This is a genomic window from Curtobacterium sp. MCBA15_012 (assembly GCF_001864935.2).
In the GTDB taxonomy this organism is placed as follows: domain Bacteria; phylum Actinomycetota; class Actinomycetes; order Actinomycetales; family Microbacteriaceae; genus Curtobacterium.
Genome location: NZ_CP126267.1, coordinates 2,319,356 through 2,334,191, shown reverse-complemented (window position 1 = coordinate 2,334,191; position 14,836 = coordinate 2,319,356). Strand labels below are relative to the sequence as shown.

Below are 14,836 nucleotides of genomic sequence, written 5' to 3'. Positions count from 1 at the left end.
CCAGACCGTAGAGTGACGCGCGTCATGCAGCCCAGTCCCGCGCAGTCCCGGCCCCAGTCCGAGTCCGACCGGTCCCGGTCGGACCTCGACCAGCCACGCTCCGGACGACCCCGCGTCACCGCGGTCCTGGTCGCCGCGAACGGCGGGGAGCAGGTCGACCGCACCCTCGACGCCCTCGTCGCACAGACGCGGCACCCGGACAACCTCGTCGTCGTCGACCTCGGGTCGACCGACGGCTCGACCGCCGACATCGCCCTCGGCGGTTCCGCGGGCCTCGTGCGCCTGCCCGCCGGACGTCCCTTCGGCGAGGCCGTCGCCCGCGCCGAACGCGAGGCGCCGCTCGCCGAGGACGTCGCCCCCGCCGACGAGTGGCTCTGGGTCCTCGGGCACGACAACGCCCCGGCGCCCACCGCGCTCGAGGCCATGCTCTCCGCGGTCGAGATCGCCCCCTCGGTCGTCGTCGCCGGCCCGAAGCTCGTGTCGCCCGACGACCCCTCGGTGATCCGTGCGTTCGGCGAGAGCACGACCCGCACCGGCCGGTCGATCACGCTCGTCCAGGACGAGCTCGACCAGGGCCAGCACGACCGGGACACCGACGTGCTCGGCGTCGCGGCGGCGGGCATGCTCGTGCGCCGCTCGGTCTTCCGCGAGCTCGGTGGCTTCGACCCGGCGCTGCCCGACGTCGACGCCGCGCTCGACCTCTGCATCCGCGCCCGGCTCGCCGGGCACCGCGTCGCCGTCGTCCCGGACGCCCGCGTGGCGAGCGCCGGCCCGATCGAGGAGTTCGGGCGCAAGCGCGTGTCCGAGGCCCGTCGGGTGCGCATGCACCGGCAGGCCCAGCTGCACCGACGCCTGACCTACGCACCGGCCGGGCTGCTCTGGCTGCACTGGCTCACCCTCGTGCCGTTCGCGATCGGGCGCGCCGTCGGACACCTCGTCGCGAAGCACCCCGCCGCGGTGTCGGGGGAGCTCGCGGCTGCGTTCGCGGTGGCCTTCGGCGGCGGCGTCCGTCGTGCGCGCCGCAGCATCGCCCGGACCCGACGGGTCGGGTGGGCCGCGGTCGAGCCGCTCCGGGTCAGCTGGCGTCGCGTCCACGAACACCGGACCACCTCGCGCGACGTCGAGCTCGCCCGGGTCGAGGACGCCCCGATCGCCCGCGCCTCGTTCCTCGGCGACGGCGGCGTGTGGGTCGTGCTCGCCGCGGCCGTGGTCAGCGCCGTCACGCTGTGGCCGCTGCTCGGCAGCCCGGCGCTCACCGGCGGGGGTCTCCTGCCGCTGAGCACCGACGTCGGACGGCTCTGGCAGAACGTCGGCTACGGCTGGCACGCCGTCGGCACCGGGTGGACCGGTCCGAGCGACCCGTTCGCCGCGGTCGTCGCGGTGCTCGGCACGCTCACCTGGTGGTCGCCCTCGACCTCGGTCGTCCTCGTGATGCTGCTCGCGATGCCGGTGTCCGCGCTCGGTGCCTGGTTCGCCGTGCGCAAGGTCACGACGCGCACCTGGGTCCCGGTGATCGGTGCGACCCTGTACGCCCTCGCGCCGTCGCTCGTCGGCGGCGTCACCACGGGGCACCTCGGCGCCGTCGTCGCCCACCTGACGCTCCCGTGGCTGCTGCTCGCGGTCCTCGAGGCGCACCGCTCCTGGGCGTGGGCCTCCGGCGCCGCGCTGCTCTTCGCGGTCGTCGCGGCGTCCGCGCCGTCGCTGCTGCCCGTGCTCGTGATCGGGTGGTTCGTCTCGGTCGTCGTCGGCTGGCGACGGGCACACCGTCGGGTGTTCATCCCGGTCCCGGCCGCCGTGCTCTTCCTGCCCCTCGTGCTCACGCAGGTCGCCCGGGGCAACCCGCTCGCGATCGCCGCCGACCCCGGTGTCCCCTCGGCGACGCCGGTCCCCTCCGCGCTGCAGCTCGCGATCGGTCAGCCGCTCCCGGACTGGAGCGGGTGGCTGCCCGCGGTCGCCGGGGTGGACGCCGCGCTGGTCGCGGTCGTGCTCCCGGTCGTCATGGCCGTCCTCGTGCTGCCGGTCGCCGCGCTCGCGGTCGGTGCACTGCTCGGGCACCGCTGGGCCGTCGCCGGTGCCGCGCTCGTCCTCGCACTCCTCGGGTTCGCGACCGCCTTCGCCGCGACGCACGTCACCGTGACCGGCGTCGGGTCCACGACCGCGATCGTGTGGCCGGGCAGCGGCCTGTCGGTGTACTGGCTCGCGCTCGCCCTCGCCGCGTGCATCGGGGTCGACGTCCTACCCCGGGTCGCCCCCGTCGCCGGGCTCGTCGCCACCGTCCTCGCCGGGGTCGCGGTCGCGCCGTCCTTCGCCGCGTTCTTCCTCGGCACGGCGGTCATCCAGCCGACCACCGGCCGGGTCCTCAGCGCCTACGTGAACGCCGAGGCGCAGGCGAACCCGGAGGTCGGCACGCTCGTGGTCTCGCCGCAGACCGACGGGTCGCTCGCGGTCGCGCTCGAGCGCGGGCAGGGTTCGACGCTCGACGACCAGTCGACCCTCGACGCCACCGCGCTGCGGCTCAGCCCGGCCGGGGCCCGCCTGACCACGCTCGCCGGCAACCTCGCGAGCCGGAGCGGCTACGACCCCGAGCCCGCGCTGCGCTCGCTCGGCATCTCGTTCGTGCTCCTCGAGGGCGCACCCGACGACGCCTCCGCGCAGGCCGTGCACGACCGTGCCGTCGGGGCCATCGGGCAGGACGCACGGTTCACGAGCATCGGCGAGACCGCCACCGGCCGCCTGTTCCACTACGAGGGCGACGTCGACCGCGTGTCGACCGGCTCCGCCGCCACCCAGGCGACGCACGTGCTGTACCTCGTGGTCCTCGGCGTCGTCTTCGGCGCCGCGGCCCTGCTCGCGGTGCCGACCGCCCCGCGCCGACGCCGCGCCACCTCGAACGTCATCGAGGCCGAGGAACCCGCCACCACCTTCGACGAGGAGCGCGACGAATGAGCACCGGTCCCGCCACCGTCCGCCGTTGGCTCGTCCGCGGCACCGCGACCGCCGTCGCCGTGGTCGTCGCGGCCGGCGCCGTCACGGCGGCCCACGCGTTCGGCACGGGGAGCGACCCCGCCCGTCCCGCCGGCCGCACCGTGACCCCGGTCCCCGCCGCCGCCGAGCGGGTCTGTGCCGGCAGTGCCCTGCGCCTGTCGGACGACTCCGGCAACGACGCCACGAAGGCGAGCACCGTCGGCTCCGCCTCGGTCGCGACGGCGACCACGGGCTCGACCGTCGAGCGGAGCGAGCTGAGCGGCTCCACCACCGGGAGCAGCGCACCGCAGCTCCTCACCGCCCCGGCCGGCCGGACGACCCCGCAGGTCGCCGGCAGCAGCAGCCAGAGCGTCTCGTCGGGTGACCTCGTCGGCACCGCCGCGGCGTCCTGCGACGACCCGGGCCAGTCGACGTGGCTGGTCGGCGGGTCGACGGAGACCGGTCGCACGAGCCTCATCACGCTGTCGAACCCGACCGACGTCAACGCGACGGTCGACCTCGCGGTCTACGACGGCTCCGGGCAGGTCAGCGCACCCGGGACGACCGGCATCGTCGTCGCCCCGAACACGCAGAAGGTCGTGCCGCTGTCGGGCTTCGTGTCCGACCAGGGCTCCACGGTCGTGCACGTCACGTCCTCAGGCGGCCAGATCGTCGCGCACATGCAGGAGAGCATCGTGCGGACGCTCACCCCGGGCGGGTTCGACATCGTCTCCGGCGGTGCCGCTCCGGCGCAGCGCCAGGTGATCCCCGCGGTCGTGCTCGACCAGGCGCAGGAGGCCCAGAGCGGGGACGACGCCGCGGACGCCGGACCGATCGTCCGGATCTTCGTGCCCGGGACCCGCACCGCCCGTGTCACGCTCGGCATCACCACCGCGGACGGCGGCGGGTCGACCGTGAACGCGACCGCGGAGCCGGGTGTCGTCACCGACGTCGCGCTCGACGACTTCCCGGACGGGCGCTACTCCTTCACGGTGACCGCGACCGAGCCCGTCGTCGCCGGTGCCCGCACCACGACGCCGACCGAGGACGGCCGCACCGACCTCGGCTGGTTCGCGTCCGCCGAGCCGCTGACCGACCGCACGATCGCGGCCGTGGCCCCGGGTGACGCGCCGCAACTGTCCTTCGTGAACCCGACGCGTTCCGACGCCCGGGTGACGATCCGCTCGGGAGACGCGGAGCAGCGGGTCGAGGTGGCCTCCGGCTCGACGGCGACGGTCTCGGTGCCGGTGTCCCAGCAGCTCGTGATGACGGGGACCGAGGGGCTCGTGGCCGGGGTGTCGTACGCGGGCAGTGCGGGCATCGCCGGCTTCCCGGTCCGCGCGGCCACCGAGGCGTCGACACCGCTGCGGATCTACCCGTAGCGGGCACCGCTGCAGGGTCGGCCCGGGCGGTCCCCGCCGCGGGCGCGGCCGGCCCGGTCGTCGCCGTGCGGCATCCCCGACCGGGGGAGCCGCCGCGTCACCAGTGGCGGTAGCGGTCCGGCGCCAGGTCCCACGGGTCCTTGTCGAGCAGCTCGCCGACGGCACGGAACACCGCGGTCTCGATGATGACCCGGCGGTCGGTGTCGTCCTTCTCGGGGCTGTGGGTGACCCGTTCGACCGGGATCCGGAACAGCGTCACACGACGCTCGTCACGGTCCACGCGCCATCGGGGCATGCGCTCCGGCACCGGCGCCACCGTCGGCATGTCCGCGACCTGGAAGACGACGCCGGCGAGTTCCTCCGGCCAGAGCCCGAGCAGGTAGTGGGCGGTGTCGCCGACGATCCGGTCGAACAGCTCGGCGCGGGTGATCACCGGTGCGAGGTGCGGCCCGGTCACGCTCGACCGTCCGCCGCGCCCGTGTCGGGAGCGTCCCCTGGCGCGGTCGACCGGGGTGACGAGACGCGGCTTGCGGAACATCCCGCCATCGTACGCGGCGACGACCCCCGCGACGCGGGGCCGACCGACCGACGGGCCCTCCGGTAGGGTCGGTGCCGGTATGGACGTGCGGATCTGCAGCAAGGTCGCCTGTGGCGGCAGCGCTGCGGCGACCCTGACGTACGACTACGCGGACTCGATGGTCGTCGTCGGACCGCTCTCCACACGCGTGGAACCGCACGGCTACGACCTGTGCGCCCGGCACGCCGCGCGCCTGCGGGTCCCGCTCGGCTGGGACGTCGTGCGCCGCGGCCCGGTCCGGCGAGAGTCCGACTGACGCGACCGCGAGGGGCCGCCCGGTGCGACGGTCCGCCACGGTGTGCCGGCGCGCGACCGACCGACCCCGACCGCGAGACGGGCCGTCCGACGCCCGGTGCGACGGCCTGGAGGCGCGACACCGGTCCGTGACGTCGTCTGACGGTCCGCCGGACCCACCGTGCGAGACTGGCGCCATGACCACGGACGCCCGCACCGCCGCACCGTTCCGCATCGCCGACCCGGCCCTCGCCGCCGCCGGCCGGCACCAGGTCCGGCTCGCCGAGAACGAGATGCCCGGCCTGATGGCCCTCCGCGAGGAGTTCGGTCCCTCGCAGCCCCTCGCGGGTGCCCGGATCGCCGGCTCCCTGCACATGACCGTGCAGACCGCGGTCCTCATCGAGACCCTCGTGGCGCTCGGCGCGCAGGTGCGCTGGGCGAGCTGCAACATCTTCTCGACGCAGGACGAGGCCGCCGCCGCGGTGGCCGTCGGGCCGAACGGCACCCCGGACGAACCGGCGGGCGTCCCCGTGTTCGCGTGGAAGGGCGAGACCCTCGACGAGTACTGGTGGTGCACCGAGCGCATCTTCGACTGGAGCGCCGAGGCGGCCGTCGCCGGGGCGACCTGGACCGGCCCGAACCTCATCCTCGACGACGGCGGCGACGCCACGATGCTCCTGCACACCGCGGCCGACGCCGAGGCCGCCGGGGCCGCTCCCGAGCCCGGTCCCGACGCGAGCGCCGAGTGGCGGATCGTCCTCGACACGGTCGCGGCCTCGCTCCGCAGGTCGGGCGACCGGTGGACCCGCATCGCGGCCGACGTGCAGGGCGTCACCGAGGAGACGACCACGGGCGTGCACCGCCTCGTCGAGCTCGCGCGGGAGGGCGTGCTCCGGTTCCCGGCGATCAACGTCAACGACTCCGTCACGAAGTCGAAGTTCGACAACAAGTACGGCATCCGACACTCGCTGCCCGACGGCCTGAACCGGGCGACGGACGTCCTCATCGGCGGCAAGGTCGCCTTCGTGGTGGGCTACGGCGACGTCGGCAAGGGGGCCGCCGAGGCGCTCCGCGGCCAGGGTGCGCGCGTGATCGTCAGCGAGGTCGACCCGATCTGCGCCCTGCAGGCGGCGATGGACGGGTACCAGGTCGCCCGCCTGTCCGACGTCGTCGGCCAGGTGGACATCGTCGTCACGTGCACCGGCAACCTCGGGGTCGTCGGGGTCGACGACATGCTCGGGCTGAAGCACCTCGCGGTCGTGGCGAACGTCGGGCACTTCGACAACGAGATCGACGTCGCCGGGCTCGAGGCGCTGCCCGGTGCCGTGAAGGTCGAGATCAAGCCGCAGGTGCACGAGTGGCGGCTGCCGACCGGGCGGTCGATCCTGGTGCTCAGCGAGGGGCGGCTGATGAACCTCGGCAACGCGACCGGGCACCCGTCGTTCGTGATGAGCACCTCGTTCACGAACCAGGTGCTCGCGCAGATCGAGCTGCACACCCGGCGCGACGCCTACCCGACGGGCGTGCACGTGCTGCCGAAGCACCTCGACGAGAAGGTCGCGCGCCTGCACCTCGACGCCCTCGGCGTGGGGCTCACCGAGCTCCGACCGGAGCAGGCCGCGTACATCGGGGTGCCGGTCGAGGGGCCGTACAAGCCCGAGCACTACCGGTACTGAACCGCCCCTGGTCCGCTCGCCACCCGCTCGTCAGCGCGGGAAGCCCGGGGGCCGCGCCGTCGCGGTCGCCGCTGCGCGGTCCAGCAGCGCCGCCCGCGCACGCAGCGCCGTGCGGTCGCGGTCCCGGCGGAGCACGACGACCCCGGCGAGGAACACCTCGGCGGGGACCGGCGGCACGGGGTGCACCGACGGCACGACCTCGGCCGCGAGCCGCTGGGCCGTCGCCGCACGGGCGTCCGGACGCATGTCGGCAGCGCCGCGGAAGAACGCGCCGAGCCGGTTCTCGAGCCGTTGCGGCAGCGCCGAGACGTCGGCGACCGCGGCCCACCCGACGAGCTCGGCGGGGAGCACCACCTGCGTGGGCCGGGCCCGCACGGCGCGCTCCTGCTGGACGACCGTGCCCGCGAGGAGGTCCCCGAGGCGCCGGGGCCGCGAACCGAACAGGGCCACGAGCAGCGCGATCGACCCGGCCGACCCCCACAGCTCGAGCAGCCCCACGAGCGAGCGGGTGAACGTCTGCCGGAACCCGACCGCACCCCCGTCGAGCCGGACGACCCGCGTGCCGGTGGCGTACCGCCCGACGCTCTTGCCGCGCGTGACGGCCTCGAGCGCCGCCGGGACGAGGACGAACACGACGACGAGCACCGCGATCGACAGCGCTGCCTCCCACGCCGGGTCGACGCTGCTCGGCCACAGCCGCGAGGTGCCGACGAGGAGCATCACGTACAGGGCGAGCAGGCACACCGCGTCGAGGAGGCCCGCGGCGAGCCGGAGCGCGATGCCCGCCGGCTGCACGTCGAGGGCGACGGCCTCACCGACCACGAGCTCGTCGGCCGTGTCGTCGAGCGCCCGGACGAAGCGGGCGTCGGCCAGGTCACGGGGCACGCGCGTCGTCGACATGGGATCATTCTGGCGGAGACCGGCGTCGACCGCCCGCGCGACGGTCGACACGACGACGGGGGAGACGACGTGGACCTGGACGCCTACGACGAGGTGCACCGCGACCGCTGGGGCGCGCTCGACCGGCTCGCCCGACGGCGCCCGCGGACCGGGCAGGACGTCGACCACCTCGTCGCCGGCTACCAGGAGGCCGCGACCGACCTCGCGCGCATCCGCGGCGCCGCACCGCGGACCGTGACCGGCGACCGGCTGTCGCTCACCGTGTTCCGTGCGCGGCTCCGCTTCACCGGCACCCCGGTCGACCCGCTCACCGCCGTGACCGCGTTCTTCGTCCTCCAGCTGCCGGCCGCGCTGTTCCGGATCCGCTGGCTGACGCTCTGGGTGGCCGCAGCGACCGCGGTGGTCGCGGCCGTCGTCGCGGTGTGGATCAGCACGACACCGGGTGCGGTCGACACCTTCGGCACGGCGGAGTCCCTGCGCCGGTACGCGACCGAGGACTTCCAGGCCTACTACTCCGACCACGGGCTCGGGGCCTTCACGGCGCAGGTGTGGACGAACAACGCCTACATCGCTGCGAGCATGGTCGCGTTCGGGATCACCGGGCTGTTCGTGCCGTACTCGATCGGGCAGAACGCGATCAACCTGGGGGTCTCGGCGGCGATCATGCACTCCGAGGGCCGCCTGGGCGACTTCTTCACGTGGATCGCACCGCACGGGCAGCTCGAGCTGTACTCGATCTTCCTCGCCGGCGCGGCGGGCCTGGGCATCGCGTGGTCCTGGATCGCCCCGGGGGAGCGGACGCGGGCGCAGGCGCTCGCCGAGGACGGCCGGGCCCTCCTGTCCGTCGCCGTCGGCCTCGTCCTCACCCTGCTGCTCTCCGGGCTGATCGAGGGCGTCGTGACCCGGCAGGACTGGCCGTGGCCCGTCAAGATCGGGATCGGCACGGTCGCCCTCGCGGCGGTGCTCTGGTACCAGTGGGTGCTCGGCGGCCGGGCCCACCGTGCCGGACAGCGCGGCGACGTCGAGGAGTTCGAGCGCGGCGCGACCGCGCTGACGGCCGGCTGACCCGACCGCACCGACGGCGGACCGGTCCGACGGCTCACCGGTCCGACGGGGCGGGCGCGGGGCGCGCCTCCCGGCCGCTACAGGCGACCGCCCGCCTTCGCGCGGATGTACGCGTCGGCGACCAGCGGCGGGACGTCGGTGGGCGTGCCGCGCACGACCTCCGCCCCGGCGCGGCGAGCCACGTCGGCGACGCCGTCGGCGTCGAGCAGGGTGCGTTCCGCGGCGGCCCTGCGGTAGACGTCGCGCTCCGCGCCGGACGGGAGGCCCGGCACCCGCCCGTGCCGTCGCCGGCGTGTGGAGCGGGTCGCGACCGCGTCGTCGGTCGTCCCGGGTGCGCCGGAGGCGGTCCGCTGGACCGCCGGGTCGTCGACGCCGGTGACCACGACGGCGTGCCGTCGGGCCAGACGGGGCAGGACGGCGAGCACGTCGCCCGACGCCCCGACGGACTCGAGGCCGGTGAGCAGCACCACGAGGGCGCGCGAGGTGGTGATGCCGTCGACCACGCCGGGGACGAGCGACCAGTCGGTGGCCCGGATGCCCGGCTCGGCGGCGGACAGCGCCTCGCCGAAGCGCTGCACCACGTCGGCGCGGGTGGCCCCGTGCACGCGCTCGCGGACGGCGTCGTCGAGCACGACGAGGTCGACCCGGTCGCCGGCCGCGGCGGCGAGGGCACCGAGGAGCAGGGCGGCCTCGATGAAGGTGTCCAGGCGGGGCTCGTCCTCGACGCGTCCCGCGCCCGCGCGACCGGCGTCGACGACGACCACGACGCGGCGGTCGCGCTCCGGACGCCACGTCCGGACCACGAGGTCCTGCCGACGGGCCGTGGCGCGCCAGTCGATCGACCGGACGTCGTCGCCGCGCACGTAGTCGCGGAGGGAGTCGAACTCGGTGCCGTGTCCGCGCAGCTGCAGGGTGGTCTCGCCGTCGAGCTCGCGCAACCGCGCGAGGCGGGACGGGAGGTGCCGTCGCGAGCGGAACGGCGGCGTCACGACGAGCTCGCCCGGCGCCGGCACGACGCGCTGCCGGGCCGCGAGGCCGAGCGGCCCGAACGCGCGGACCGCGACGCCGGCGGTGCGGCGGCGGCCGCGACGGAAGGGCGTGAAGCGCATCCGGGCGGTGCGCCGCTCGCCGGCCGGGACGTCGGTGCGGATCCGCCGGGGCTCGTGACCGGCGGACGGCTCCCACATGTCCCGGACGACCGCGCGCAGGCGACGGGTGCCGTCGTTCGCGAGCACGAGGGTGCCGTCGGCGGTGGCGTCACGGCGCGCGAGCCGGGGCATGCGTCGTTCCACCCGGACGCGCGCGGGGTCGGCGGCCAGCAGGACGTCGACGACGGCACCGAGCACGACGACTCCGGCCCACGCGAGGCCCGCCCAGGCGCTGCCGAGCAGCACGGTGGGCACGACGGCGACCGCGAGGAGCGCGACGAACCGGCCGGAGATCGCCACTAGATCGGCACCCGCACCTGCTCGAGGACCTGCTGCAGCACCCCGTCGGCGCCGACGCCCTCGAGCTCGGCGTCCGCGGCGACCCGGAGGCGGTGCCGCCACACCGGGACGACCATCGCCTGCACGTGGTCCGGGGTGATCGCGTCGTAGCCGGTGAGCCACGCCCAGGCCTTCGCGGCCGCGAGCAGGGCGGTCGCGCCACGCGGGCTCACCCCGACGCGCACGGACGGTGCCTGCCGGGTCGCTCGGGCCAGGTCGACGATGTACGCGAGCACGTCGTCACGGGCACCGACGGCACCGACGGCGCGCTGCGCGGCGAGGACCTCGTCCACGCCGAGCACGGGGGAGACCCCGGCGGACCGGACGTCGCGGGGGACGAAGCCGTCGGCGTGGCGACGGAGCACCTGCCACTCGACGTCGCGGGGCGGGACCTCGAGGACGAGCTTCATGAGGAAGCGGTCGAGCTGCGCCTCGGGGAGCGTGTAGGTGCCCTCGAACTCTATCGGGTTCATGGTCGCCGCGACGAAGAACGGGTCCGGCAGCGGTCGGGCCGCGCCGTCGACGCTGACCTGGCGTTCCTCCATCGCCTCGAGCAGGGCGGACTGCGTCTTCGGGGGCGTCCGGTTGACCTCGTCAGCGAGGAGCACGTTCGTGAACACGGGGCCCTCGCGGAACGGGAAGGTGCCCGTCGAGGCGTCGTACACGAGCGAACCGGTGACGTCGCCGGGCATGAGGTCCGGGGTGAACTGGACGCGCTTGGTGTCGAGCGACATCGCTGCTGCGAGGCTCCGCACGAGCAGGGTCTTGGCGACGCCGGGGACGCCCTCGAGCAGGACGTGGCCCTGCGCGAGCACGCCGACGATCATCCCGGAGACCGCGCCCTCCTGGCCGACGACGGCCTTGCCGACCTCGGCGCGGAGCCGGCCGAAGGCGTCGCGGAGGGCGGCGTCGTCCTCGCCGCCGCGACGGCCGCGGGGACGACGGTCGGCGTCGAGGGCCGGGGCGGCCGCGTCCTTGCCGAGTGTGGGGCGGGCGGTGCCGGTGGGGTGCTCGGTCCGGTCGTCCGGGGTGCTGGCGGGGTCGGTCACGGGCGTGCTCCTCGTCGGTGGTCGTCGTGCGCGGTGTCGCGGCCGGTGGCGGTGGCGGTGGCGGTGTCGATGGTGGTGGTGGCGGTGGGGCCGGTGCCTGGACCGGTGCCCGGGGTCCGGCCCTCGGTGGCGGCGCGGACCGCGGCCTCGAGGGCGTCGAGCGCCGCGACCGCGTCGACCAGTCGGCGGTCGTCGCCGGCCGGCCCGCCGACCAGCACCCGGCCCACGTCGTGGTCGGGGCGTCCGGTGGCGCGGGCGGCGGCGCGGACCACCTCGTCGACGTGGGCGGAACGCGGCAGCCCGAGTCGACGGGCGGTGCGGCGGAGCGCGGCCACGCGGAGGGTGTCGAGCGCGTGCGTGCGGTCGCGGGTGCGGGCGTAGAGCCGGGCCCGTCCCTCCGTGGTCTCGGCGGCCCGCACGACGACCGGCAGCCGTTCGACGACGAGCGGTCCGAGGCGTCGGCCGCGCCAGACCGCCGCGGCGACGACGACCAGCCCGAGGAGGCCGAGCAGCCCCGGCACCCACGGCGGCGCGAGGCTGCCGAGCGTCGGGGCCGCGTCCGGGGACCCCGCGGTCGGGACGTACCAGGTGAGGGTGTCCGTGCCGTCGGTCCCGCCGCCCTGTCCGAGCAGACCGAGCGCGAGCGCGGCGTTGCCGGCCGTCGTCACGGTGTCGTTGCGGAACGCGGCGGTCGTGCCGACCAGGGTGACGTCGCCGGCCGGGGTGTCCGTCCGGGCGAGGCCCCAGGCGCGGTCCTCGCCGGTGCCGGACGGGGCGCAGAGCTCGAGCGACCCGGTCGTGCCGGCGTCCGCGCCGTCGGAGCCCGGGCCCCCCGGGGTCCGCACGTAGGCGGTCCCGTCCGTGGAGACCTCGCCGGCGGTGGCGGCGGCCGGGATCCCGCAGCGAGCGGTCGACACGGTGTCCCCGTCGCCGGGCCGGGCGGCCGGTTCGAGGGGGAGCCCGACGGCGTCGAGCACCCGGGGGTCCCCGCTGACGAGGACCACGTGCTCGGCCCGGTGGACCAGGCGCCGGGCGACGTCGGGGTCGAGCACACCGGAGACGTCGTCGACGAAGACCGTGCCGTCACCGACCCGGTCGGCGTCGCGCACCACGTCGACCCGGGTCCCGCGCTGCTCGAGCACCCGGACGAGCGCCATCGACCCGCTCGCGGTCGCGGAGCGCGGGTCGAGCGGGTCGCGACCGGGCGGCGTCGTGGACTGCACGACGGCCGTGAGGACGGCGAGGACGAGCGCCACGGCGACGACGAGCACCCACGCGCCGACGTGCCGGGTCCGTGCAGCGCGGCCGGCGGGTGTCGGGGTCGCCGGGGTGCCGGTCGGTGCGGGCGTCGCGGTCCGGGCGCTCACGCGGGCACCGCCGGGGAGTCCGGCCGCGCGGGGTGGGCGGTCCGGACGGCCTGCTCGGTGTCGAGGACCTCGCGGGCCGTGCGCTCGTCGGCGGTCCCACCGAGGTAGCGCACCGCGTCGAACGCCGCGGCCGCCCCGTCGAGTCGGTCGCCGAGGTCCGGGAACGGCGCGCGTGCCCGGCCGGCGATCGCACGTGCGGTCGCGCCGGGGACGTCGGGCACGAGGTCGCGCTCGCCGAGGCCGCGCGCCACGGCGCGGTAGCCCTCGAGCACGGCCGTGTCGTGGTCACCGGCGCGCAGGGCGGCGCGTGCGGCCTCGGCGATCGTGCGGGCGGAGCGCAGGTCGTCCCCGTCCAGGACACCGCCGACCGTCCAACCGGTCACGCGGGCACGCCGACGGGGCAGTCCCCGGGCGACCACGACGAGCACGACGACGGCGACGAGGACGACGACCGCCGTCCACAGCAGGGTGTGCGCGAGGACGGGGGAGTCGACCCCGTCGCCGCGGAGCGACCCGAGCCAGTCGAGGACCGACCGGGAGGCCCGGTCCCACCACGTCGGCTGGGCACCGTCGTACGTGCTCCGCTCGAGTTCGCGCTCGAGGAGTCGGCGTGCCTCGTCGGCGTCGGGGGTGGTCACGGGCGTCCGCCCGGGAGGTGCCCGCCGTGTGCCGGCGGCTGCTGGCCGGGCCACTGCTGCGGTGCCGGGGGCTGGTGCGCGGGCCACTGCGGCTGCTGGCCGTGCCATTGCTGCTGCTGGGGGCCGGGCTGCTGGCCCTGCCACTGCTGCGGGACCGGGGGCTGCTGCGCCGGCCACTGCTGGCCGGGCCACTGCTGCGGCGGCTGCCACGTGCCCGGTCGGGGGCGGGGCAGCGGGTCGGCCGGCGCGAACGGGTCGGCGGGCTGCCCGGTCTCGAGGTGTGCGGCGATCCGCTGGTCGAGTCCCTCGGTCCGGATCCGTCGGTCGACGGCGAGGAACGTCGTGATCGACCCGGTCAGCACGTCGACGATGCACTGCACCGCCGTGACGAGCAGGCTGCCGACGACGAGCGCGACGACCCCGGCGATCCCGGTACCGGTCGACACACCGGTCTGCCCGAGCGGGTCGAACGTCCCGGCGAGCAGGAGCGCACCGATGGACAGCGGCGTCGCCGCGATGGACGCCGCGAACCCGAACACCACGGTGACGAGCAGCAGGATCCCGAAGGTGCGCCAGAACGCCCCGCGCGTCAGTCGCCAGGACTGCGCGGCCGCGGCGAACACCGTGCGGCCCTCCAGCACGATCGTCGGCACCGTGAAGGCGAACTTCGTCCCGAGCCACACGCCGACGACCGCGAACGCCAGCGCGAGCACCACGAAGAGCAGGACGAACCCGCCGAACGAGGCACCGTCGAACCCGGAGCCGCCGGCACCCAGGGCGAGGGCTGCGCCGAACACGACGAGGCCGAAGACGACGCCCACCACCACGCCGGCGCCGGCCTGCAGCAGGATCCACGCGACGACCGAGCGGCGTCGTCCGGCGAGCAGCGCCCAGAGCCCTCGGAAGGTCGCGCGCCGTCCGAGGATGCGCTGACCGGTGTCCGCGGCGACCGGGGCGACCAGGAAGCCACGGCCGAGCGTCGTGAGGAACGGCAGCGCGACCGTCAGCACCAGCCAGAGGGTGATCGAGCCGGCGACCACGGTGTCGCCGCCCCGCCCGCCGTCGAGCGCCGAGGAGATCCGCGACTGCAGCACCGACTGCCCGATCGTGCTCGCGAGGGTCGACAGCAGCCCGAGCACGCCGCTGAGCAGCAGGCTCCAGAGCAGCAGGACCCGCGCGTTGCGCCGGAAGACCGTGAAGGCGCCCGACAGCACGTCGCCGAGCCCGAGCGGTCGGAGCGGCAGGACCGGCCGGGAGCCCGCGGGCGTCGGCCGTGCGCCGGAGCCCTGTCCGGGCTGGTGACCCGGCGCCCCGGGCCCGCCCGACCACGTGCCGGGCTGCTGCTGACCCGGCCACCCGCCGGGCTGCTGCTGCCCGCGGTCGTGCGCCGGGCCTCCCGTCCGGTCGTCCTCGCCACGCGACCCCGGCGCTCCCGGTACCTGCCAGTCGGACATCGCCGCCCCCTCGTCGTGCTCCGGCCGCGCTGCGGACGCGCGG

The 14,836-nt window shown here is 76.0% G+C and carries 12 protein-coding genes; 5 read left to right on the top strand and 7 right to left on the bottom strand.

Translation table 11 applies throughout. From position 1 onward, the window contains the following. Nucleotides 1-24 precede the first annotated feature (24 nt). The gene (locus QOL15_RS10640; RefSeq protein ID WP_139197500.1) at nt 25-2,946 is read left to right on the top strand and encodes a glycosyltransferase family 2 protein; all 2,922 of its coding nucleotides are present in this window, start codon (nt 25-27) and stop codon (nt 2,944-2,946) included. Next, nucleotides 2,943-4,346 (top strand): DUF5719 family protein, encoded by a 1,404-nt coding sequence (locus QOL15_RS10635; RefSeq protein WP_071247615.1) that lies wholly within the window; start codon nt 2,943-2,945, stop codon nt 4,344-4,346. Before QOL15_RS10640 ends, QOL15_RS10635 begins: the two co-directional genes overlap by 4 nt. A 97-nt stretch (nt 4,347-4,443) precedes the next feature. Here the strand turns inward: QOL15_RS10635 and QOL15_RS10630 are convergent, their stop codons facing one another. Continuing rightward, nucleotides 4,444-4,884: a metallopeptidase family protein gene (locus QOL15_RS10630; RefSeq protein ID WP_065960685.1), complete on the bottom strand. Its 441-nt coding sequence runs from the start codon at nt 4,882-4,884 to the stop codon at nt 4,444-4,446. A 79-nt stretch (nt 4,885-4,963) separates the two neighbouring features. On the opposite strand from QOL15_RS10630, the gene QOL15_RS10625 reads away from it, so the two are divergent. Together QOL15_RS10625 and ahcY are read left to right on the top strand one after the other, a co-directional pair. Next, nucleotides 4,964-5,179: a DUF3499 family protein gene (locus tag QOL15_RS10625; protein WP_065960687.1), complete on the top strand. Its 216-nt coding sequence runs from the start codon at nt 4,964-4,966 to the stop codon at nt 5,177-5,179. A gap of 175 nt (nt 5,180-5,354) precedes the next feature. Further along, the gene (gene ahcY / locus QOL15_RS10620; RefSeq protein ID WP_071247618.1) at nt 5,355-6,833 is read left to right on the top strand and encodes an adenosylhomocysteinase; all 1,479 of its coding nucleotides are present in this window, start codon (nt 5,355-5,357) and stop codon (nt 6,831-6,833) included. A gap of 30 nt (nt 6,834-6,863) precedes the next feature. On the opposite strand, the gene QOL15_RS10615 is transcribed toward ahcY, so the two are convergent. Next, nucleotides 6,864-7,733, bottom strand: a complete 870-nt coding sequence (locus tag QOL15_RS10615; protein ID WP_065960715.1) for an RDD family protein — start codon at nt 7,731-7,733, stop codon at nt 6,864-6,866. 69 nt (nt 7,734-7,802) lie between these two features. Here QOL15_RS10615 and QOL15_RS10610 point away from each other — a divergent pair, with 69 nt between their 5' ends. Next, nucleotides 7,803-8,798, top strand: a complete 996-nt coding sequence (locus QOL15_RS10610; RefSeq protein WP_071247621.1) for a stage II sporulation protein M — start codon at nt 7,803-7,805, stop codon at nt 8,796-8,798. 77 nt (nt 8,799-8,875) lie between these two features. Here QOL15_RS10610 and QOL15_RS10605 read toward each other — a convergent pair whose 3' ends face one another. Genes QOL15_RS10605 through QOL15_RS10585 form a run of 5 tightly spaced genes read right to left on the bottom strand, consistent with a single transcriptional unit; the run spans nt 8,876 to nt 14,793 of the window. Continuing rightward, on the bottom strand, nt 8,876-10,246 hold the full coding sequence (locus QOL15_RS10605; protein WP_071247623.1) for a DUF58 domain-containing protein: 1,371 nt from the start codon (nt 10,244-10,246) through the stop codon (nt 8,876-8,878). After that, a complete protein-coding gene (locus tag QOL15_RS10600; protein WP_083394007.1) occupies nt 10,246-11,334 on the bottom strand; it encodes a MoxR family ATPase in 1,089 nt (362 codons plus the stop codon). The genes QOL15_RS10605 and QOL15_RS10600 overlap by 1 nt, the downstream gene beginning before the upstream one ends. Continuing rightward, complete coding sequence (locus QOL15_RS10595) at nt 11,331-12,701, bottom strand: DUF4350 domain-containing protein (RefSeq protein ID WP_071247626.1); 1,371 nt, start codon at nt 12,699-12,701, stop codon at nt 11,331-11,333. The genes QOL15_RS10600 and QOL15_RS10595 overlap by 4 nt, the downstream gene beginning before the upstream one ends. Beyond that, nucleotides 12,698-13,339 carry a DUF4129 domain-containing protein gene (locus tag QOL15_RS10590; RefSeq protein WP_071247629.1) on the bottom strand — a complete coding sequence of 214 codons (642 nt, stop codon included), beginning with the start codon at nt 13,337-13,339 and terminating at the stop codon, nt 12,698-12,700. Before QOL15_RS10590 ends, QOL15_RS10595 begins: the two co-directional genes overlap by 4 nt. Next, nucleotides 13,336-14,793, bottom strand: coding sequence for a glycerophosphoryl diester phosphodiesterase membrane domain-containing protein (locus QOL15_RS10585; RefSeq protein ID WP_071247632.1), 1,458 nt, complete (start codon nt 14,791-14,793; stop codon nt 13,336-13,338). The genes QOL15_RS10590 and QOL15_RS10585 overlap by 4 nt, the downstream gene beginning before the upstream one ends. Nucleotides 14,794-14,836 lie beyond the last annotated feature (43 nt).

Bases quoted from the DNA above. Each gene is read 5' to 3' on its own strand.
- QOL15_RS10640 (WP_139197500.1), top strand. From the start codon at position 25: ATGCAGCCCAGTCCCGCGCAGTCCCGGCCCCAGTCCGAGTCCGACCGG.
- QOL15_RS10635 (WP_071247615.1), top strand. From the start codon at position 2,943: ATGAGCACCGGTCCCGCCACCGTCCGCCGTTGGCTCGTCCGCGGCACC.
- QOL15_RS10630 (WP_065960685.1), bottom strand. From the start codon at position 4,884: ATGTTCCGCAAGCCGCGTCTCGTCACCCCGGTCGACCGCGCCAGGGGA.
- QOL15_RS10625 (WP_065960687.1), top strand. From the start codon at position 4,964: ATGGACGTGCGGATCTGCAGCAAGGTCGCCTGTGGCGGCAGCGCTGCG.
- ahcY (WP_071247618.1), top strand. From the start codon at position 5,355: ATGACCACGGACGCCCGCACCGCCGCACCGTTCCGCATCGCCGACCCG.
- QOL15_RS10615 (WP_065960715.1), bottom strand. From the start codon at position 7,733: ATGTCGACGACGCGCGTGCCCCGTGACCTGGCCGACGCCCGCTTCGTC.
- QOL15_RS10585 (WP_071247632.1), bottom strand. From the start codon at position 14,793: ATGTCCGACTGGCAGGTACCGGGAGCGCCGGGGTCGCGTGGCGAGGAC.